General features: G+C 55.8%; 20 protein-coding genes. 2 read left to right on the forward strand and 18 right to left on the reverse strand.

Going from position 1 to position 18343, the window contains the following annotated elements; all coding sequences use genetic code 11:
* Nucleotides 1-8: 8 nt before the first annotated feature.
* From ACT3T7_RS10525 to ACT3T7_RS10555, 7 genes are all read right to left on the reverse strand, one after another.
* Entirely contained in the window at nucleotides 9-1103 is a 1095-nt protein-coding gene (locus tag ACT3T7_RS10525) for a poly(3-hydroxybutyrate) depolymerase (protein ID WP_444631009.1), read from the reverse strand.
* 3 nt (nucleotides 1104-1106) lie between these two features.
* The gene (locus ACT3T7_RS10530) at nucleotides 1107-1787 is read right to left on the reverse strand and encodes an FKBP-type peptidyl-prolyl cis-trans isomerase (RefSeq protein ID WP_192526890.1); all 681 of its coding nucleotides are present in this window, start codon (nucleotides 1785-1787) and stop codon (nucleotides 1107-1109) included.
* Between the two features lie 218 nt (nucleotides 1788-2005).
* Nucleotides 2006-2449: a universal stress protein gene (locus tag ACT3T7_RS10535; protein ID WP_172116854.1), complete on the reverse strand. Its 444-nt coding sequence runs from the start codon at nucleotides 2447-2449 to the stop codon at nucleotides 2006-2008.
* A gap of 21 nt (nucleotides 2450-2470) precedes the next feature.
* Nucleotides 2471-3754 carry a TRAP transporter large permease gene (locus ACT3T7_RS10540; RefSeq protein WP_192526889.1) on the reverse strand — a complete coding sequence of 428 codons (1284 nt, stop codon included), beginning with the start codon at nucleotides 3752-3754 and terminating at the stop codon, nucleotides 2471-2473.
* Between the two features lie 30 nt (nucleotides 3755-3784).
* Complete coding sequence (locus tag ACT3T7_RS10545) at nucleotides 3785-4363, reverse strand: TRAP transporter small permease (protein WP_192526888.1); 579 nt, start codon at nucleotides 4361-4363, stop codon at nucleotides 3785-3787.
* Nucleotides 4364-4645: 282 nt separating this feature from the next.
* Nucleotides 4646-5659 (reverse strand): TRAP transporter substrate-binding protein, encoded by a 1014-nt coding sequence (locus ACT3T7_RS10550; protein WP_192526887.1) that lies wholly within the window; start codon nucleotides 5657-5659, stop codon nucleotides 4646-4648.
* A gap of 168 nt (nucleotides 5660-5827) precedes the next feature.
* Entirely contained in the window at nucleotides 5828-6400 is a 573-nt protein-coding gene (locus ACT3T7_RS10555; protein WP_192526886.1) for a TIGR02444 family protein, read from the reverse strand.
* Nucleotides 6401-6430: 30 nt separating this feature from the next.
* Here ACT3T7_RS10555 and ACT3T7_RS10560 point away from each other — a divergent pair, with 30 nt between their 5' ends.
* Nucleotides 6431-8389, forward strand: coding sequence for an ATP-binding cassette domain-containing protein (locus tag ACT3T7_RS10560; protein ID WP_444631010.1), 1959 nt, complete (start codon nucleotides 6431-6433; stop codon nucleotides 8387-8389).
* A gap of 34 nt (nucleotides 8390-8423) precedes the next feature.
* Here the strand turns inward: ACT3T7_RS10560 and dtd are convergent, their stop codons facing one another.
* From dtd to ACT3T7_RS10600, 8 genes are all read right to left on the reverse strand, one after another.
* A complete protein-coding gene (gene dtd, locus ACT3T7_RS10565; RefSeq protein WP_444631011.1) occupies nucleotides 8424-8861 on the reverse strand; it encodes a D-aminoacyl-tRNA deacylase in 438 nt (145 codons plus the stop codon).
* A gap of 45 nt (nucleotides 8862-8906) precedes the next feature.
* On the reverse strand, nucleotides 8907-9752 hold the full coding sequence (locus ACT3T7_RS10570; RefSeq protein WP_444631013.1) for a universal stress protein: 846 nt from the start codon (nucleotides 9750-9752) through the stop codon (nucleotides 8907-8909).
* Nucleotides 9753-9863: 111 nt separating this feature from the next.
* Nucleotides 9864-10685 (reverse strand): bifunctional hydroxymethylpyrimidine kinase/phosphomethylpyrimidine kinase, encoded by an 822-nt coding sequence (gene thiD, locus ACT3T7_RS10575; protein ID WP_444631014.1) that lies wholly within the window; start codon nucleotides 10683-10685, stop codon nucleotides 9864-9866.
* An 8-nt stretch (nucleotides 10686-10693) separates the two neighbouring features.
* A complete protein-coding gene (locus ACT3T7_RS10580; protein WP_444631015.1) occupies nucleotides 10694-12109 on the reverse strand; it encodes a TRAP transporter large permease in 1416 nt (471 codons plus the stop codon).
* Nucleotides 12109-12657, reverse strand: coding sequence for a TRAP transporter small permease subunit (locus ACT3T7_RS10585; RefSeq protein WP_444631016.1), 549 nt, complete (start codon nucleotides 12655-12657; stop codon nucleotides 12109-12111). The genes ACT3T7_RS10580 and ACT3T7_RS10585 overlap by 1 nt, the downstream gene beginning before the upstream one ends.
* Nucleotides 12658-12792: 135 nt before the next feature.
* The gene (locus tag ACT3T7_RS10590; RefSeq protein WP_444631017.1) at nucleotides 12793-13617 is read right to left on the reverse strand and encodes an endonuclease/exonuclease/phosphatase family protein; all 825 of its coding nucleotides are present in this window, start codon (nucleotides 13615-13617) and stop codon (nucleotides 12793-12795) included.
* A gap of 27 nt (nucleotides 13618-13644) precedes the next feature.
* Entirely contained in the window at nucleotides 13645-14277 is a 633-nt protein-coding gene (locus ACT3T7_RS10595) for a thiol:disulfide interchange protein DsbA/DsbL (RefSeq protein WP_444631018.1), read from the reverse strand.
* 97 nt (nucleotides 14278-14374) lie between these two features.
* Nucleotides 14375-15004, reverse strand: a complete 630-nt coding sequence (locus ACT3T7_RS10600; RefSeq protein WP_406565418.1) for a c-type cytochrome — start codon at nucleotides 15002-15004, stop codon at nucleotides 14375-14377.
* A gap of 326 nt (nucleotides 15005-15330) precedes the next feature.
* Here ACT3T7_RS10600 and yihA point away from each other — a divergent pair, with 326 nt between their 5' ends.
* Entirely contained in the window at nucleotides 15331-15984 is a 654-nt protein-coding gene (yihA, locus tag ACT3T7_RS10605; protein ID WP_172116843.1) for a ribosome biogenesis GTP-binding protein YihA/YsxC, read from the forward strand.
* Here the strand turns inward: yihA and ACT3T7_RS10610 are convergent.
* Genes ACT3T7_RS10610 through ACT3T7_RS10620 form a run of 3 tightly spaced genes read right to left on the reverse strand, consistent with a single transcriptional unit; the run spans nucleotide 15973 to nucleotide 18324 of the window.
* On the reverse strand, nucleotides 15973-16713 hold the full coding sequence (locus tag ACT3T7_RS10610) for an HAD family hydrolase (protein ID WP_087110461.1): 741 nt from the start codon (nucleotides 16711-16713) through the stop codon (nucleotides 15973-15975). The two genes, yihA and ACT3T7_RS10610, sit on opposite strands and share 12 nt — an antisense overlap.
* Nucleotides 16710-17621 (reverse strand): tyrosine recombinase XerC, encoded by a 912-nt coding sequence (locus ACT3T7_RS10615; RefSeq protein WP_444631019.1) that lies wholly within the window; start codon nucleotides 17619-17621, stop codon nucleotides 16710-16712. The genes ACT3T7_RS10610 and ACT3T7_RS10615 overlap by 4 nt, the downstream gene beginning before the upstream one ends.
* On the reverse strand, nucleotides 17614-18324 hold the full coding sequence (locus tag ACT3T7_RS10620) for a DUF484 family protein (protein ID WP_087110456.1): 711 nt from the start codon (nucleotides 18322-18324) through the stop codon (nucleotides 17614-17616). The genes ACT3T7_RS10615 and ACT3T7_RS10620 overlap by 8 nt, the downstream gene beginning before the upstream one ends.
* Between the last annotated feature and the right edge of the window lie 19 nt (nucleotides 18325-18343).

Consider the following 18343-nt stretch of genomic DNA (forward strand, 5'->3'; position numbering starts at 1 on the left):
AGGCAGAACTAGTCAGACATAACCGGCATAACCGGCGCGGCTTCCAAACGGTCAAGCATACGCATGAGCGCGCTCGCCTGGACGCCTTCACGGGTATCGTGCAGCGGATTTTTCTGCCAGAGGCTTTCTGCATACCCCCACCAATCCCAGCACCCTTGCGGGTTCGACAAGCTGCTGTCAGCTTGTGGGTAAAGCACTATCTGCTGGTGGCTGGCGGCCCAACGATTCAAACCGCTATGGCTAACAAAGGTATCACCAATAGCGCTAGCGCTCATTTGGCAGCCGTGCAGTGCAATAGTGACCGGGCATGCTTCCTCTTCACATGCTGCGGGAATAAATACATACCCCGTGTCCGCGAGCCCTTTAACCGCAAACTCCGACTGATCGAAAGCAACCAGCTCTCCCGTTGCGGAAGTAGTTGTGGAAGTAGCTGCGGAAATAGAAGCGTCACGTTCGGGGTATAACCAGGCAAGCATTTCTTGCGCAACATCTTCATCACAGGCCAGCACATGGCTACCACCGCCCTGGCGGCAGTTGCCTAATTCCTGCGGGCCAACGGCTTCCTCTTCGCGTAGCTGGACTGGCCAGCCATGCCCCGCGGCCTGATTACGCACCCGTTGCAGCTGCTCAGGCGATGCCAGCCAGCCCAACCACTGCTTGGCCAATAGCTCAGCCAGCTCGGGCTGTACGACATCATCGGCACCGCCATACCAGATAAAGGCACGGAGCTGAGCCAGGTCTTCACGAGCACCGACCCGGTCATGCCTTTTATAACCCGCCCAACGTGCGTCTAGCCTGTCCAAGGCTGGCTGGCCTGCACGGGTTTGCATGCATTGATTAAGCGCAAGATTTAAGGAGCCCTGCGAACAGCCCCAAGGCCCTGCCGCCAGCACGCCTACACCGCTAAAGCGCTCAGGCCAGGCAACCGCTAGCTGGGTTGCCATATAACCGCCTGATGAAACGCCGACGACGCTTGCCTGCTCTGACATGGCATTCAGCGCGGGCAAACGCTCAGGCGTTTCAGCCATTGCACTGGCTGCCAGCGGGCCGCTTAGCAACAACAACGCACTTAGCGTGTGAGCTACCCGCAGGGCCATAGGCATGGATTATTCAACGCCTAACAGTTCAACCCGGAACGTGAGCATTTCATTGGGGCCAATTGGGCCTTGGCCGTTTTCGCCGTAAGCCAGGTCAGCAGGGATATACAGCATCCAGCTATCGCCAACGCTCATCATCTGCAGGCCTTCCTGCCAGCCTTCAATAACTTGATTGACCTGGAAGCTAACCGACTCGCCGCGCTCAAACGAGCTGTCGAATATCGTGCCATCCAGCAGCATGCCTTCGTAATTCACCTCAACAGTGTCCTCAGGCCCGGGCGTTGCGCCATCGCCCGACTCAAGCACTTCGTACTGCAGGCCAGAATCCGTCACCTCTACGCCCTCACGCTCGGCGTTTTCTGCCAGGAACTCTTCGCCTTCCTCGAGGTTTGCCTGGCCGATCTCAGCGGCTTCCTGTTCACGCGCCTCCAAAGAGCGCTCCTGGAAGGCCATAATGGCCTCAACCATTTGCTCTTCGTCGAGCGCCAACTCATTGTCCTCGAACACATCACGCATGCCGTCGTTAAACGCATCCAGGTCAAGGTCGCCGATATCCGCTTTCATGCTTTCACCCAGCGTAACCCCAAGGCTGTAGGCAAGGCGCTGATCGTCAGTTTCAGGGGCCGCAGCAACAAACGGTGCCACTAAAAGCAGACCTGTCAGAGCCGTTGAGGAGAGCAGTGTTTTCATAAAAAAGTAACCTTATTCGACGGCGCAATACGCCAGATATTAAGTGCTTCAAAGCCTAACACCCGCTTCAGGGTGTATCTACCTGAAACGGGCGCTGTTGTTACGACCGTAGTTAAAACCATAGTTAAGATGTAGCTACGCTTGGTACGACCTCGCTTTTACCAAGAGGTTTAACCTTGTGAAGCACGCTTACGCCAGCCGCAGTGTCTACAACGAAGCTACACCACCAAGGTGGGACAATGCGCCGCACCGGCCACCCGCTGAGATACACTGCCCAGCAGCATGCTCTTTTCGCCGTTAGTGCCTTGAGCACCAATCACGATCAAATCGCACTCTCGCTTCCAGGCGAAGCGTGCAATGGTACGTGAAGGCCGACCACCTTTAACAAAAGCACGCACGCTCGTGCTGTCCGCGCCTTGCTCAATGGCATGGTTTTTCGCGTGTATAGCGATCTCGGTGGCGTACTCTTTTAACGCATCGTCGGGAATATCCAACTGATTGGGGCGTACCATGGAAAGTGACGCCTCAAGCAGGCTGTGGTGCTTGAATACGCACAAGAAATAGAGCTCAGCGCCCGTTAGTAGATGTAGCCCTACTGCTTTATCGAGCGCCTTAATGGCGCCTTTCGAGCCATCCACCGGGACTAAAATGCGGTTAAACATGCAGTTCTCCTTAATGGAAGGCTAGCGGAACGCCAGGTCGCGTAGAAACAGCGCAATCTGCGGGAACATGATGAGAAGCGCGGCCGCCAGGATGAGCATAAAGATAAACGGCGGCGTGCCTTTAATAACTTCCCAGTAAGGCCGCTTAAAGATCGCAATCGCGGTAAAGATGTCGCAGCCAAACGGCGGTGTGGCCGAGCCAATCGCTACCTGCAGGGTAATCAAGATGCCGACCAGTACCGGATCGAGTCCTGTTGCGGCAATGGCAGGGGCAAAGATAGGCGTAAGCACGAGGATAACCACGATAGGGTCAACGAACATGCAAGCGATAAAGAAGGAGATACAAATCGCGATCAAGACGCCGGTCGGCCCGGCATCATTCACGCCTACGGCTTCCAGGATCGTTTGGGGAATTTGAGCGAAGGAAATAATCCAGGAGAAGCTATTACCGACGGCTACCAGGATAAACACCACAGCGGTAATCAAGCCGGTAGATTTAGCAATCGTGTAGATATCGGCCATTTTGAGGGACCGAAACACCACAAATTCCAGCAGCACCGCATACAGCACACACGCTGCGGCAGCCTCCGTAGGGCTAAAAATACCGCCATAAATACCGCCGACAATAATAACCGGGAAACCCAGCGGCCAGAGCGCTTTTTGAACCGCAACGCCACGCTCTCTCCAGTTGGCTTTCGCCTCAGTCGGTACATCCTTAACGATGGCGTAGGTAATACAGTAGGCTGAAAACATCAACAGAATCAGAAGGCCGGGGCCTATACCGGCGATAAACAGCTCACCAATCGATGTGCCTGACACGACCCCGTAGATAATCATGCCAATACTCGGCGGAATCAAAAAAGCGATATCGCTGGCATTAATAATCAGCGCCAGCGTAAAGGAGTCGGAGTAGCCGGCTTTAAGCATTTTGGGCCGCAACGGCGAACCCACCGCAACCACGGTTGCCTGGGTTGAGCCTGAAACAGCGCCAAACAACGTACAAGAGGCCGCGGTACTGACCGCAAGCCCGCCTTTAATATGGCCGATAAACGACATTACCATCGCGATCAAACGGTTAGCCGATTGGCCGCGGGTCATAATATCGGCCGCTAAAATAAACATGGGTACCGCGATCAGTGAGGCTGGCCGTATGCCTGCCATCATTTGCTGAATCAGCGTATCCATCTGGCCGAAGCCGTTAAACATCATGTAAAAACCGATGATCGCCGCTGCAATGAGCGGCACCATCATGGGAAAGCCCAGCAGTAGCAGGGCAATCATGGTGACTATCATTATTGTCGTCATAGCTCTTTCCTCAGGATACGATGCCCTGCGTCAAACTTCAGTTTCGGTATCTTTATAACCATCGACCACACCCGTTGAGAGATACACATCCCGACTCGTGAGGTTTTTAATGGCGGTTAGCAGGTACTGAATACCAGTGATGAAAAAGCCCATCGGCACCCATAGATAAATTATCCAGACCGGCAAACTTAACGAAGGCAGCACGCGTCCTTTGCTATACAAGTCGAGGATATAAACGATCGAGTAGTAAAACAGGAAGAACATAATGAAAGAGGTGACGAGCGAAATGCAGATCATCAACGCTTTACGCCCACCCACCGGTAAAGCGTCGTAAATTGCCGACATGCGTATATGACGCCCATGGCGCGCCGCATAGCCAATACCGGCAAACGTAATCATGATGATCAAAATGCGGTTTAATTCACCGGAGAACATGATGCTATTGCCAAATACAAAGCGGGCAATCACATTGGTGACCGTATTCAGCGCCATTAGCAAAACCCCTAGCGCCAATATCACTGACTCGATTTTGCTAATTGCAGTGTCGATCACTCCCAACACGCCGGGTAAACCAGAATGATAGCTCTTTTCGGATTCTTCATCGGTCATGGCCGGGCTCCTTTTTTAACGGCATGTTTAGCGGCATGACGATGGCTAGCAACGGCCAATAACATGCTAGTCATCAAGGTTATTCCACGTTCAAAGTTGAAGGGTGAGAGAGCAGTACCGACATACGTTTAGCGTAGGGGGTACTCAAGCTTTTCGCCTTTTGTATGGGGCTACTATCCACCACGTTGCTCCCCTTAAAGGTATCGATAAACAATAGAAAAGGGGCAGCCGTGGCTGCCCCTGATATGAGTCACCCTTTCTGCCTTAAACGGCAACTCAACATTACTGGTTTGTGGCTTCCAGGTCGGCTTTGAACTGCTCCAGCAGCTCAGCGCCACCCTCACCCGTCATTTCGAGGAAGGCTGCTTCCACTTGTGGCGCCCGTTCACGGAACATCTGAATCTGCTCTTCGTTCAGACGCGTAACGGTCACATCGCTAGAAGCCGCCTGGATTTTCTCCAGCGCTTCGTCGGCCAAGCCCTGGATGTGCTCCATGGTTTGGTCATAAGCAGCTTCAGAGGCATCTTGAACCAGCTGCTGGTCTTCTTCAGAAAGATCTGAATAGAAGTCCTGGTTCGCCATCATGGCGGTGGTGAACCAGCCATGGCCGGTAAACGTCAGGTGCGGAGAGACTTCATAGAGACCGCCCGACTCGATCCAGAAGATCGGGTTTTCCTGGCCGTCCAAAATCCCGGTTTGCAGACCACCGTATACTTCACCCCACGGCAGTGGCGTGGGTGTTGCACCAAACGCGCTGTAGGTTTCTGACAACAGCGGGTTGGTCATGGTACGGATTTTCTTGTTCTGCAGATCCTCGGGCGAGCTGACCGGCTCATCGGTGGTAATCACCATTTCGCCTTCTGGGTACATCTTAAGAAGTTCAAGACCCTGCTCAGCGTAAAGCTCGGGGAACATCTCGTTAATCGCTTCGCTTTCGTCGAAGAACGTTAGCACCGTATCTTGATCGGTAGGCAGAAGGTAAGGAATAAAGAAAATCTGAGCTTCTGGAATCAGCGCGCCGGTAAAGCCCGGTGACTGGTTAACAAACTGGAGAATGCCGTTTTGAGTCTGCTCCATGATGTCGTCAGACTCGCCCAGTTCGCCAAAGCGATAAACCTGAACGGTGTGGTCGGAATTATCTTCGATATACTCTTTGAATGCGTAGGCGAACACATCCTGTACATCACCTTCGTACTCTTCGTGAGCGTAGCGCCAGTTGTCTGCCTGGGCAGCCGCGGTCATGCCCAGCAACAGTGCGCCAACGCTAGCCGTCGTTACTAACTTGCTTGCCTTCATGCGATGTTCCCCTTGCAGTGGTTAGCGCGCCGTACGAGTGCGCAAAAATTCTGCCTTTGTTTTTTTACATTCGCTTTTTAACATTCGCTGACACGCAAAAACGTTATCCATTGCTGTGGGTCAGCGGACGCATAACGAAAGATTATTCAAAAGCAGCTTATTTTCAGGCTAGCGCGGTGACTCGAAGTGGTCAAGCCGGGCTGCCAGGGTTTGCCAAGCGTTAACCACGCTTTCGCGCGCGCTTGGCTTACCCTGGCAACCTTTGTCAAGTTCGGCAAAAAACAGCTTATCTTGCAGCCATTTTTCGCTATCGTTCGAAAACAACGCGCAGTTTGTTAATCGCTGGTCGCTGTCAGAATTTTCGATCGCCCACCTTTGCCAACGTTGAAGGTTTTCACGTTCGGCCTGCAGTTCAGCCTGCTGAATCGTTTTACGCAGAGCGGAAACAGAGGCGCTGTGTCGTGCCTGGGGCTTTAACGTGCGGCGTAAATGACGCAGCACTTCTGTGGTCTCACGCTGCCATAGCTGACGCCGCTCACGCTGTGGCGCCAGCGCTTCTGGGCGTGCTTCAAGCCCATTCACAAACAGCCAGCCGTGAAATAACAGCTCGCACACATCGACGCCTAATGTGTCCTGTAGCGTCAGGCAGGCATCTTCAACGCCGGGGGCTTTATAAAACGAGAGAGCAAAATCCCATAATGGCATCTGCTCCAGGCGGCGCAATCGGTTAGAATCGAGCATTGGTTTACCCACTTTTCATTGGGAGAGAGCATGATCGCACTGCGCCAAGTCGCCCTGCAACGCGGCACGCAAACGCTACTCGAGAACGCCGACTTGACCCTGCACGACGGTATCAAGGCGGGTATTATCGGGGCAAACGGCGCTGGTAAATCGAGCCTTTTCAAGCTCCTGCTGGGTGAATTAGGCCCCGACCAGGGCGATGTTGAAATGAGCGGTGGGCAACGCATCGCTCATATGGCCCAGGAAGTTGAAGCGCTTGATCGGCCAATTATCGAATATGTGCTGGATGGCGATAAGGCCCTGCGCCAAGCTGAAGCCGAACTGCTCGCCGCCCAGGAGGCGGGCGAAGCGCACCGCGAAGCCGAGCTTCACGGGCTAATCGAAACCCTGGATGGCTACCGTGCAGAGTCTCGCGCCGCCCAGTTACTGGTTGGGCTTGGCTTTTTCCAGCCAGATCTTTCCCGTCCGCTTTCCGACTTTTCAGGCGGCTGGCGAATGCGCGTTAACCTGGCGCGTACGCTGTTTATGCCCTCTGACTTATTGCTGCTGGATGAGCCCACCAACCACCTGGACCTCGACGCGCTGCTGTGGCTGGAGCAGTGGCTAAGCCGCTACCCGGGCACCCTGCTGCTGATTTCCCACGACCGCGATTTTCTGGATGCAGTATGTGACCACATAGTGCACATGCACCACCAGACGCTTGAACTTTATCGGGGCAACTACTCCCTCTTTGAGCGAACGCGAGCCGAGAAGCTAGCCTTGCAACAAGCCGAAGCCGCCAAGCAGCAGGCCCGCCGCGAAGAGATTGAGCGCTTTATTGCACGCTTCAAAGCTCAGGCAACCAAAGCGAAGCAGGCGCAAAGCCGGGTAAAAATGCTGGAGCGTATGGAAGATATTGCCATTGCCCACGTCGATTCGCCCTTTCACTTCACGCTGCCGGCCGCCGATAAAACCTCGCACCCGCTGCTGGTACTTGATCAGGCCCAGCTGGGCTATCGGGGTAAAGAGCGTGACACCGTGCAGCTCGACAAGGTCAATATCACCCTGCTGCCGGGCAGCCGTATTGGCCTGCTGGGGCCTAACGGGGCGGGTAAATCAACGCTGATCAAGTCCTTGACCGGCGAGCTTGAGCTGCTAAACGGCAAGCGCGTTCCCGGTGAACACTTGGCAATTGGTTACTTTGCCCAGCACCAGTTGGAAGGGTTGGATGTCACCTCTACCCCGTTTGTGCATGTCCAGCGTCTTTCACCTAGAGCCAGCGACCAGGAGATTCGCAACTTTCTGGGCGGCTTTGGTTTTAAAGGCGATGACGCCTTTGGCAAAGTGGCTACTTTTTCAGGCGGTGAAAAAGCGCGTTTGGCACTGGCGCTGGTCGCCTGGCAAAAGCCCAATTTACTACTGCTGGATGAGCCGACCAACCACCTGGACCTGGAAATGCGCGAAGCGCTGACCGAAGCGCTAGCGGGCTTTGAGGGCACGGTGATTCTGGTCTCTCACGACCGCCACCTGCTACGCGCTACGGTCGATGAGTTCTGGTGCGTGGCGGACAACCGTGTAGAGCCGTTTGATGGCGACCTTGAGGATTATCGCGCCTGGTTGAAGGCACGCCTTGAGGAGAGCCGCCGCGATTCGCGCAGCGAGAAAAACGAACGTCAGAACCAGCAACCCAGCGGGGATAGCCGCGACGCGCGCAAGGCAGCCCGTAAGGCCGCTGCCGAGCTGCGTGAAAAGCTGCGTCCGCTGAAAAAAGAGCGCGACCAGGCTGAAAAAGCCATGGAAAAAGCCCAGGCCGAGCTGGAAGACGTAGAGTCTGTGCTGGCCGACCCCGAGCTTTATACCGACAACAGCCGCAAGGCCGAGCTTACCGAGGCGCTGTCCCAGCAAGCCACCATCAAGGCCCGCCTGGACAGTTCCGAGCAGCAGTGGCTAGCAGCGGAAGAGTCGCTGGAAGCCATGGAAGCCGAACTGTTGGCCAGCGAAAACGCTTAGTACCAGGATGTTTGTACTCTGCGAAACCAAATAGTTAGCTTTCCAGCAGGAACGTCACCGGGCCATCATTAACCAGCGCCACCTGCATATCGGCACCAAACTGGCCGGTGGCCACCTTCGGCCAGGCCGACTGGGCCTGGCTGACCAGCGCATTAAACAGCCGTTCACCTTCAGCAGGGGGGGCGGCGCTGGAAAAGCCCGGGCGCAGGCCCTTATGGGTTTCAGCGGCCAGGGTAAACTGCGATACCAGCAGCAAGCCACCGTCTATCTGCTGAAGATTGAGGTTCATTTTGCCCTCGGCGTCGCTAAAGACACGGTAGTGCAAAAGTCGGTGAAGTATTTTCTCAACGGCGGCGTCAGTGTCGCCCTTCTCAACGCCCACCAGTGCCAATAACCCTTGCTCAATAGCACCCACCGTTTGCCCCTCGACACTGACGCTTGCCTGGCTCACACGCTGTATCAGTACTTTCACTTGCGCTTCTCCTGACGATATCAGCGCCTAGTGTACCTATTCACGTCACCAGGCGCGGCATAACATCAGGTCGCAGTGGGGCTCGCTGAGCAGCGCTTGCGTTAGCTGGCTGGAGTGAAAAGGCTGGCTACGGCTACTCATCACCGCCAGGTCAGGCGAGTGGTACCTGATATAGTCCTGGGTCACCTCGCACGGCGTGCCGGGTTCAAGCACCAGCTCAATATCGGGGGCATCGTCGAGCTCGCGCACCAGCTCATCAATCTGGTGTTTTAATGCCTCCCGCAAGCGCGCCACTTCCTGCTCACGCCACTGAGCGAAAGTGACCTCAGAACCCAGTGCCTCTTCACCGGGCACTGTCCAGGCATGCAGCAGCGTTAGTTTTGCATCGGGAAAGTGGCTTAGCGTCTGTTTTAGTATGTGGCGGGCACTCAAACAGGCATCAACGGGTATCACAATATGCTGCCAGGGCTGGGTGGGCGTGTACTGGGTAATCACCACAGGACATGGCGCATTGCGTACGACGCGCATTAGCGTGGTGCCCGCCAACAGCGCTTTCTGGCCGCGCTTGCGGTGCATCCCCAGTACAATCAGCCTGGCCTGCTCTTCATGGGCCTTGCGTGCAATTTCAACATGGGGTTCGCCGGTAACGGTTTGCACCACGGTCTTGGGGGCTTCCAGCGCGTAGTCTTCACGAATATCGGTCAACGTGGCGCCAATATCTTCATTGATCGCTTGCTCTACTGTTTGCAGTAGCCGATGCGGCAGATGGGGGGCCAGCACATGCAGAACATCCAGATGGGCGTTGTGCGTATAAGCAAGGCGCAAGGCGCGCGCAAAGCCAGCGCGATTTTCAGCAGAGAGGTCAGTGGCAAACACAAACGTGCGGGTCATGGCATAACGCTCCTCAGACAAGCATCCAGGCAGTCGTTTCACAGACACCCTTCAGCATGGTGGGCGAAGCCATATCCCGCAAGCTAACGATTCATTTTAGCGTGTAGCGCGTTACCACCAGGCATGAAAATGGTGCACCGGCCCGCGCCCTTTACCAACGCTTAGTTGAACGCTGGCCTCAAGAGCAGCATGCAGCCACCGTTTAGCATCGCTAATAGCCGCAGCGGGGGCCTGGGCAGGCGCATCCATGGGCAGCTTTGCCAGGCAGGCCGCAATAGCGGATGACAAGGCGCAGCCGGTGCCGTGTAAATTATCTGTTTGGATACGTGACGCAGGTAGCCACTCGTGACCATCCGGTGTTGCCAGCAAGTCAGGGCATGTCTCGCCACGCAGGTGCCCCCCCTTTAACACGACATAAGGCGCGCCCAGTTGGGCTAAGCCAGGCAGCATGGCTTCCATGGCGTCCAGGCTCGTAGGTGAGGCGGTATCAAGCAGCACAGCGGCTTCTGGCAGGTTAGGTGTGATCACATCGGCCAGCGGCACCAGAATGTCGCGTACCGCCCGAATCCCTACATCGTCTACCAGAATATCGCCACTTTTGGCGACCATCACCGGATCAAGCACTATCCAGCGTGGGCGGCGCTTGCGCAGTACATCAGCAATCACGTCAGCGACATCCTGGCTTGCGACCATGCCAATCTTGACGGCATCCAGCTCCACATCGTCCAACAGGGTTTCCAACTGCTCACGGATCGCCTGGGGGGATACCGGATAGACCGAGGAAACGCCGCAAGTATTTTGCGCAATCACCGCCGTAATCACATTGGTGCCATAGACGCCCAGCGCCGAGAACGTCTTTAAATCACCCTGCAGCCCTGCGCCACCGGAGGGATCAGAACCTGCAATCGTCAGTACATTTACGTTTCGTGTCATGGGGTTTCCTAAATAACCGACGGTAGCCACGTGGCAAGCTCGGGGAACAGCGCCAGCGCCAATAGCATTCCCAGTTGCAAAAGAATAAACGGAATGACGCCTCGGTAGATGGCGGAGGTCGGCACACTTTGTGGCGTTACGCCCCGCAGGTAAAAGAGCGCAAACCCAAACGGCGGCGTTAAAAACGAGGTTTGCAGGTTAACGGCGATCATAATACCTAGCCAAATGGGGTCAACGCCCATGGCCAGCAGAACCGGGCCGACAATCGGCACCACAACAAAGGTAATTTCGATAAAGTCGAGGATAAACCCAAGCAGGAAGATCACCAGCATAACCACGATCGTGGCGCCTACAACGCCCCCCGGCATCGCTTCAAACAGGTGGGTCACCAGTTCTTCACCGCCGAAGGCACGGAAAACCAGCGAAAACAGCGCCGCCCCAATCAGGATTAAAAACACCATACTGGTGACTTTAGCGGTGGAGTACACCACCTCGCGCAGCATGGGAACACTCAGTTGGCGATTAAAAGCGGCCAGCAGCAAGGCACCAAACGCGCCCACGGCGGATGCCTCGGTGGGCGTCGCAATGCCGCCCAAAATAGACCCCAGCACGGCAACGATCAGCAGTACCGGGGGTAAAAGCCCTTTTATGAGTAGCGGCCAGATACTGCCGGTATGCCCAAGCTCTTGCATCAACGCCTGACGATCAGCGGCAGGAGCGGCGCCCGGCTTAAGCCACGCCACCATCAGTAAGTAGATGATATACGCAACCACCAGTATCAGGCCGGGCACCAGCGCGCCAACAAACAGATCCCCTACGGAAAGCGTTTTCGGGCTCCAGGCGCCCATGGCAAGCTGGGCCTGTTGGTAGGCGTTGTTGAGCACGTCGCCCAGTAACACCAGCGCAATGGACGGTGGAATAATCTGACCAAGCGTTCCGGTCGCACAAATAGTGCCGGTCGCCAGCGCTGGCGAGTAGCCACGCTTTAGCATCGTAGGTAGCGATAGCAGGCCCATGGTGACCACTGTGGCCCCCACAATACCGGTAGACGCGGCCAGCAGCATACCGACCAACACCACGGCAATGCCCAGCCCCCCACGTAGAGCGCCAAACGCCATGGTCATCGCGTCTAACAGTGTTTCAGCGACCTTGGACTTCTCAAGCAGCACGCCCATCAGCACAAATAAAGGCACCGCCAGCAGGGTGCTATTGGTCATGATGCCGTAAATTCGGTTGGGCATGGAGCTCATCCAGCGCGCTTCAAACGGCACCGCAACGCCCATCGACTGAAGCAACCATCCCAACCCGGCAAATGCCAGCGCAGTGCCCGCCAGCGACAGCGCCACCGGATACCCCAGCATTAAAACAACGCAAACCGTGGCGAATAGTATCAGCGGCATACCTTCCAATAGAGTCGCCAGCACTAGATGATCTCCTCATGCTCAGGAATAGGCGCAGGCAGTTTGCCGCGTATAATGAGTATTTTGCGGATTAACTGGGCCGCCGCCTGGAGAAGCATCAGTGCCACCATCGCCAGGATCATTGACTTGAGTAGAAATACGGCAGGAATACCGCCATTGGCGGAGCGTTCCATGATCGACCAGCTGCTGTAAACGTAGTGAAAGCTAGTGATCGCAATAAATAGCATCACCGGGATCAGTAAAAACAGCGTACCGAGAAGATCGATCCAGGCACGGCCGCGGTCGGACATGCGCCGATAAAAGATATCCACCCGCACATGGCCCTCGTGACGCAGCGTCCAGCCAGCGCACAGCATAAACACGGCGGCATGCATATACATTACCGACTCTTCCATCACAATACTGTTCATACCGAAGGCGTAACGCATGACAACGATGGCGAACTGAACCAGCATCATGATCACAACCAGCCAGGCAATGGCCCGGCCGACTCTCTCCGTCACGCAGTCGAGCCAGCGGAGCAACCGCGGCTCATGAGCATTGGCGTGCATGTTAAATGTCCTACACAAAGAAACGGCCTGGAATCATCGCTGATTCTAGGCCGAACGTCATCCCTAAACAGGCAATTATCTACCGGTTAAAGCGGCTTAAAACGCACATATTCACCCGTTTGACGGACTTAAGCGTTAGTTGGCGTTTTCAATAGCCAATAGACAGGCGTTAGGTAACGGTAGATCAACGGCAATGGGCAGATGATCAGAGAACAGATGATCCATTACCCGCACCTCGGCGGCCTCCAGTGTTTGCGAGAGCAGAATATGGTCCAGCGCACGTCGTGGCTGCCACGAGGGATAGCTCAATAGCGGTTTAACCGGATGAAGCGGCAGCGAGGCGCTAAACCGCTGATGGGCGTGCAACTGATCCGGCGTGCAGTTGAGGTCGCCCATCACCACCACGTGATGTAGCGGCTCAATAATTTCACTCAAGTAGTCAAGCTGACGCCCACGCCCACGCTGGCTAAGCGCCAAGTGGGCAATAAAAATATGTAACGCATCCGGCCCGTTGCCAAAACGTACGTGAATGGCCCCGCGACCAGGTAACGTACCGGGCAAACGGTGCTCTTCAATTTTCGTAGGTGTCAGACGCGAAAGCAGACCGTTACTGTGCTGGGCAATACGCCCCAGATTACGGTTTAATTGTTTAAAGTGATGCGGAAACCCGGCCTGGGCGGCCAGGTATTCCACCTGATTGATACGACTGGAGCGAAAACTGCCGCCATCGGCCTCCTGGAGCCCCACCACATCAAACTGGCTCAACACATCGCCCATAATATCCAGACGTTTAACGCGCTGAGGGTTCGGCAAGAAGTGCTGCCAACTGCGGGTAAAGTAGTGATGATAAGCAGACGTTTGGATGCCCACCTGCAAATTAAACGTCAGCAAGCGAAGGTGCCCCGTTTCAAACAGAGACGATAATTTGCCCGGCTGATTCACTGTTGTCAGATTGACCATCTGCTTATCACCCCATGCCCTTACACCTTACTGCGCGCGTTCAGTACGCACGCGTTCGATGAGCGCTTCTGCCACTTGTGGCATATTCTCAAGGCTACCTGCGGTGCTGGGGGTAATAACGTAACGGCCATCAACCACCAGCGCGGGCACACCCATCAAGCGCATTTCACGAATACGACCATGGGCGTTGTTAACTTCGCCGCGTACGCTAAACGAAGTTAAGGCTTTTTTGGCATCGTCTTCACTGACACCATAATCGGCAAAAAAGTCGGCAATATCGTCCGCATCCGTTAACGCACGGTCATCCTGGTGAATCGCCGTAAAGAAATCAGCATGCAAGTCGTCTTCAATGCCTAGCGACTCGGCAGCATAAAAAGCCGTCGCGTGAACATTGGAGTCTCCGCCCATGACAGCGGGCATATGCACAATACTGACGTCATCATCCAGTGTTTCGTACCATTCAGTGATGGGTGCTTGAAGACGGTTGCAGTGAGGGCAGCCAAACCAGAACACTTCGGTCACTTCGATGTGATCCTCATCGACCTGAGTCGCGACCGGTGAATCAAGCAGCGTATAGTCTTTACCTTCCACCAATTCCTGAGCGCTGACAGCTGCTGAAAGGCCTAAACCGGTCAGGGCAACCAATAACGTTTTGAACATGCGACAATTCTCCAAGGGATAAGCGAAGATAGGACTATCTCTAACGCTATCAGGTTCCCTCACCGATAGGAAAGAGCATTCATTTTCAGGATACAACTTAGTGTAAACCAAAGAGGTAGTTAGCCACGGCCTGCATATCCTCCTCGCTTAGCCGAGTCGCAATATCGTGCATGCTACCGCTTGGGTCGTTCGTTCGTTCACCGCTAGCAAACGCGTGTAACGCTGTCATCGTATAGGCGGGGTACTGACCAGCAATCGCCGGGTAAACGGCGCTGCCAATACCGCCACCCGTGGGCGTATGGCATGCGCTGCAGGCAGGCACACCACGCGAGCGCACCCCTGCGCGATAAATCTCTTCTCCGCGTGCCAATAGCGCCTCGTCTTCCGCATTGGCATGGCCCAGATTAGCCTCCTGGGCGGCATAATAGGCGGCAACGTTCCAGGCATCCTGGTCAGAAAAGTCGTCAACCATGCCTGTCATTTGCACAACCACCCGCTCGCCATCACGAATATCTCTAATCTGTTTGGCCAGGTAAGAGGCTTGCTGCCCCGCTAAATGCGGAAACGCACTGGCCGGACTGATGCCCGTTTGCCCATGACAAGCCGCACACGTTTGCGCGCGCTGTTGACCGGCGGTGATATCCGTTGCTTGCGGGTCAGCAGGCTGCGCAGAAACAATAACGGGGGCACTTAAAGCAGCCGCCAGGCTTGCCAGCGTTGCTTTCACACAGATTTTCGTAAAGACGTTCATAACGACGCTCATGATGACTCTAAGGACGGTTCTAATAACGACTCACTATGCGATTCAAGGGCTACGCTATTCATAACGGTGGGCGCTATCTGGCATGTCAAATAGGGTGCTCAACCTACCGATTAGTCGCTGTTGGCTTAAGCCCAGTGGTACACTAACGCCCCAGGTCACAGGTATCACCGCTTTTTAGCACAATGCTTGACCTGACTGACGGGGCAATTCGTCGCAGTGCGGCGTGCCATGTCATTATACGCGTGGTTAACGCAGACTGTTTTATAGGTTCGATTTTCAGGATTCATTCCATGTCCACCCCTCAAGATAGCCCCGTCGCTCGGTTGAACTACCCTACCGCCAAATTTGTTATCAGCGCCCCGACACTGGCTACCTGCCCTGACGATACGGGTGCTGAAGTGGCGTTTGCAGGACGCTCTAACGCGGGCAAATCGAGCGCCATCAACGCGCTCACGCAACAGAACGGCCTCGCCCGCACTTCGCGCACGCCAGGGCGTACGCAGTTGATCAACTTTTTCAGCGTCATGAACGACGAGGCGCGGCGTCTGGTCGACCTTCCAGGCTACGGTTATGCGAAAGTGCCAGAAGCCGTCAAAATCGAGTGGCAACAGCATTTGTCTGACTACCTGCGGGGTCGTTTTAGCCTACGCGGGCTGGTGCTGTTGATGGACGTTCGCCATCCGCTGACCGAGTTTGACCAGATGATGCTGAGCTATGCCGACCAGCGCAATATGCCGGTACATATTCTGCTAACCAAGGCCGACAAGCTGAAAAAAGGCCCGGCAAGTGCCTCGCTGCAAAAAGTCCGTTCTCGCTTAAAAGAGTGGGAAGACCTGGTGTCAGTTCAGCTTTTCTCATCACTCAAGCGCCAGGGCGTCGATACACTTTCGCAAAAGCTTGACCAGTGGCTGCATACGCCACCGGAAGACACCTCAGGCCACTGAACCGTCCAGCTTATCCAATATACCCGGCAGCTCTTTAATATGTGCGATGCGGTGTACCCTGGGCGGCAGCGCCTGGCTCTGGTCGCTTGAGACCCACACCGCATGCATGCCCAGCTGCTGAGCCGGTAAAATATCCTCTTCCCACGAGTCGCCGACGTGCATGGCGCACTCGGGCGTGACATTAAGCCTTGAAAGCGCCGTTAGAAAGGGCGTGTGTTCCGGCTTAGGGGCCAGAAGCTCGCCTGCAGCAATCGCCACCGGAAAATACGCCGCCAACGGCTGACGCTTTAAATGAATATTGCCGTTGGTAATGGCCGCCAGCTGGTAGCGTTCGCCTAACGCGGAAAGCAGGCCCGCCGCTTCCGGATGCGGAGAAACCTGGATACGCAGGCGATGAAACTCATTCATGGCCGCTGCCGCCCACAAAATGGCCGCACTCCGGGGCAGGCCCTCGGCTTCCAGCTGCGCTTCCAGAGCGCGCAGGCGTAGCCAGGTAAAGTCGCCGCGCCGCTCGGGCACATCTTTAGCGAACTGCTGGCGGCGCTGTAAATAGTCCTCCACGCCCGCCTCATAATCCAGCGACAGCGGCGCCTCTTGACGCGTAGCGCGCCAGATACTCAGCGCCTCAAGTAACCAGCCGTAATGCCCCTCCTCCGTGCGTAGCATCACGCCCTGGTTATCCCAAAGCGTATCGTCTAAATCAAACGTGATAGCTGCTAGTGCGGTCATGGTGTGTTTCCAGAAGGGCGGCGCTTGGCGCGTGGGTGGGCGGCGTCATAGCTGGTCGCCAAATGCTGCCAGTCGAGCCGAGTATATACCTGGGTGGTGGAGAGGTTTGCGTGGCCTAACAGCTCCTGAACCGCACGCAGATCCTGGCTTGATTCAAGCAAATGGCTGGCAAACGAGTGACGCAACCGGTGAGGATGCAAGTGCTCGGGCAAGCCCCGGCTAACAGAGAGTTGGGCAAGGCGTTTTTGAATGGCTCGATGCCCCAGCCGCGCCCCACGCTGGCCCACAAAAAGCGCCGTTTCACCCTCTGGTGCCATGGTTGCCCGGCAGGCAATCCACTCCGCCAGGGTGTGCTGGGCGCGCTGCCCGACAGGCACCTGGCGTGGTTTACTGCCTTTGCCTATCACACGTACCCGGCTGGTCTGCAGATCGTGAAGGTCCAGCGCGGCAAGTTCTGCCAGGCGCAAACCACTGGAGTAAAAAAGCTCCAGCATGGCCTGGTCGCGTACGGCCAAGGGTGAGCCATCATGCGGGCTATCCAGAAAATGGGCCAATGCATCCACATCGACCGGGCGCGGCAAGTGGCTGGGTTGTTTAGGCGTGCGCAGTAGCGCGACCGAGTTATCGGCAAGAATTCCCTGCTTGACCAAGTCATCGGCAAAGCGCGAAAGCGCCGCTCGGCGTCGTGCAAGGCTGCGTGCGCCAAGCCCACGGCTGCGCTCTGTGCCTAGAAAAGTACGCAGCAGCGCCGTATCCAGCAGCGCTGGGTCCTGTATTTCGCGCTGCTCGGCAAACCGGCACAGGGCGCTTAAATCCTGCTGATAGGCGGCGACGGTTGCCGGGCTTGCATGTTGGCCTAGCGCGCCGATATAGCGTGCCACCGCTGCGGCAAGAAGCGACTCAGCCATACGTTTCCAAGCGAATTAAAAGCCGTGCCACGATATCCCCAAGATACTCGGTAAACAGCGTATCCATGCTGGCGCGATAGCAGTCAGGGTTGGGGCTTGCCAGTAGCAGGTATCCCAGCGACTCGCCCGCCGAGAGGCGCGAGATAGCGCAGGAGCCCGCTTTACGTGGCGCTTTAGTGTGCGGCAATAGGCACTTCCAGTCGCTAACGCTTAACTTGGCACAGCGGCTGGTTTTACCGTCCAGTAACGCGGCCAAACGTGTACTGGCGTGCTGGTCCAGCACATGGCGCGGAGGCTGGGGCATGGTGGGTTCGCTATCGCTTAACGACGCCGGGCACCAAAGTGCCATCGCGGGCGTATCAAAGCGCTCGTTAAGCTGAGTCGCCAGAGCTTGCGCCAAGGCGTCACGGCTATCCGCTTCGACCAGCGCCATCAGGGTTTCCCGTAGGCGCCGATACTGAGCTTCGTTGTGCCGAGCAGTTTCCAGTAAGTGCTCCAGGCGATCTTCGGCCTTTTCCGCCCGCTGACGCAAGTCCAGCACCAGCCTCTCAAGCAGCGATACCGCACCATCAATATGTGGGTGCGGTACTTTAAGCTGCTGCAACAACCCTTCACGGCCTACAAAAAAATCGGGATGCCGGGCAAGCCAAAATGCTACCTGGTCTGGATCGAGCGTCTTGCGCGGTTCAGGGGCTTGAGACATCACCGTTCTCCTTGTATCC

This window comes from Halomonas sp. 111, assembly GCF_052379685.1.
In the GTDB taxonomy this organism is placed as follows: Bacteria; Pseudomonadota; Gammaproteobacteria; order Pseudomonadales; family Halomonadaceae; genus Vreelandella; species Vreelandella citrativorans.

Coding starts and splice junctions, on each gene's coding strand:
- ACT3T7_RS10525 (WP_444631009.1), bottom strand. CDS start 1,103: ATGCCTATGGCCCTGCGGGTAGCTCACACGCTAAGTGCGTTGTTGTTG.
- ACT3T7_RS10530 (WP_192526890.1), bottom strand. CDS start 1,787: ATGAAAACACTGCTCTCCTCAACGGCTCTGACAGGTCTGCTTTTAGTG.
- ACT3T7_RS10535 (WP_172116854.1), bottom strand. CDS start 2,449: ATGTTTAACCGCATTTTAGTCCCGGTGGATGGCTCGAAAGGCGCCATT.
- ACT3T7_RS10540 (WP_192526889.1), bottom strand. CDS start 3,754: ATGACGACAATAATGATAGTCACCATGATTGCCCTGCTACTGCTGGGC.
- ACT3T7_RS10545 (WP_192526888.1), bottom strand. CDS start 4,363: ATGACCGATGAAGAATCCGAAAAGAGCTATCATTCTGGTTTACCCGGC.
- ACT3T7_RS10550 (WP_192526887.1), bottom strand. CDS start 5,659: ATGAAGGCAAGCAAGTTAGTAACGACGGCTAGCGTTGGCGCACTGTTG.
- ACT3T7_RS10555 (WP_192526886.1), bottom strand. CDS start 6,400: ATGCTCGATTCTAACCGATTGCGCCGCCTGGAGCAGATGCCATTATGG.
- ACT3T7_RS10560 (WP_444631010.1), top strand. CDS start 6,431: ATGATCGCACTGCGCCAAGTCGCCCTGCAACGCGGCACGCAAACGCTA.
- ACT3T7_RS10570 (WP_444631013.1), bottom strand. CDS start 9,752: ATGACCCGCACGTTTGTGTTTGCCACTGACCTCTCTGCTGAAAATCGC.
- thiD (WP_444631014.1), bottom strand. CDS start 10,685: ATGACACGAAACGTAAATGTACTGACGATTGCAGGTTCTGATCCCTCC.
- ACT3T7_RS10585 (WP_444631016.1), bottom strand. CDS start 12,657: ATGCACGCCAATGCTCATGAGCCGCGGTTGCTCCGCTGGCTCGACTGC.
- ACT3T7_RS10590 (WP_444631017.1), bottom strand. CDS start 13,617: ATGGTCAATCTGACAACAGTGAATCAGCCGGGCAAATTATCGTCTCTG.
- ACT3T7_RS10595 (WP_444631018.1), bottom strand. CDS start 14,277: ATGTTCAAAACGTTATTGGTTGCCCTGACCGGTTTAGGCCTTTCAGCA.
- yihA (WP_172116843.1), top strand. CDS start 15,331: ATGTCCACCCCTCAAGATAGCCCCGTCGCTCGGTTGAACTACCCTACC.
- ACT3T7_RS10610 (WP_087110461.1), bottom strand. CDS start 16,713: ATGACCGCACTAGCAGCTATCACGTTTGATTTAGACGATACGCTTTGG.
- ACT3T7_RS10615 (WP_444631019.1), bottom strand. CDS start 17,621: ATGGCTGAGTCGCTTCTTGCCGCAGCGGTGGCACGCTATATCGGCGCG.
- ACT3T7_RS10620 (WP_087110456.1), bottom strand. CDS start 18,324: ATGTCTCAAGCCCCTGAACCGCGCAAGACGCTCGATCCAGACCAGGTA.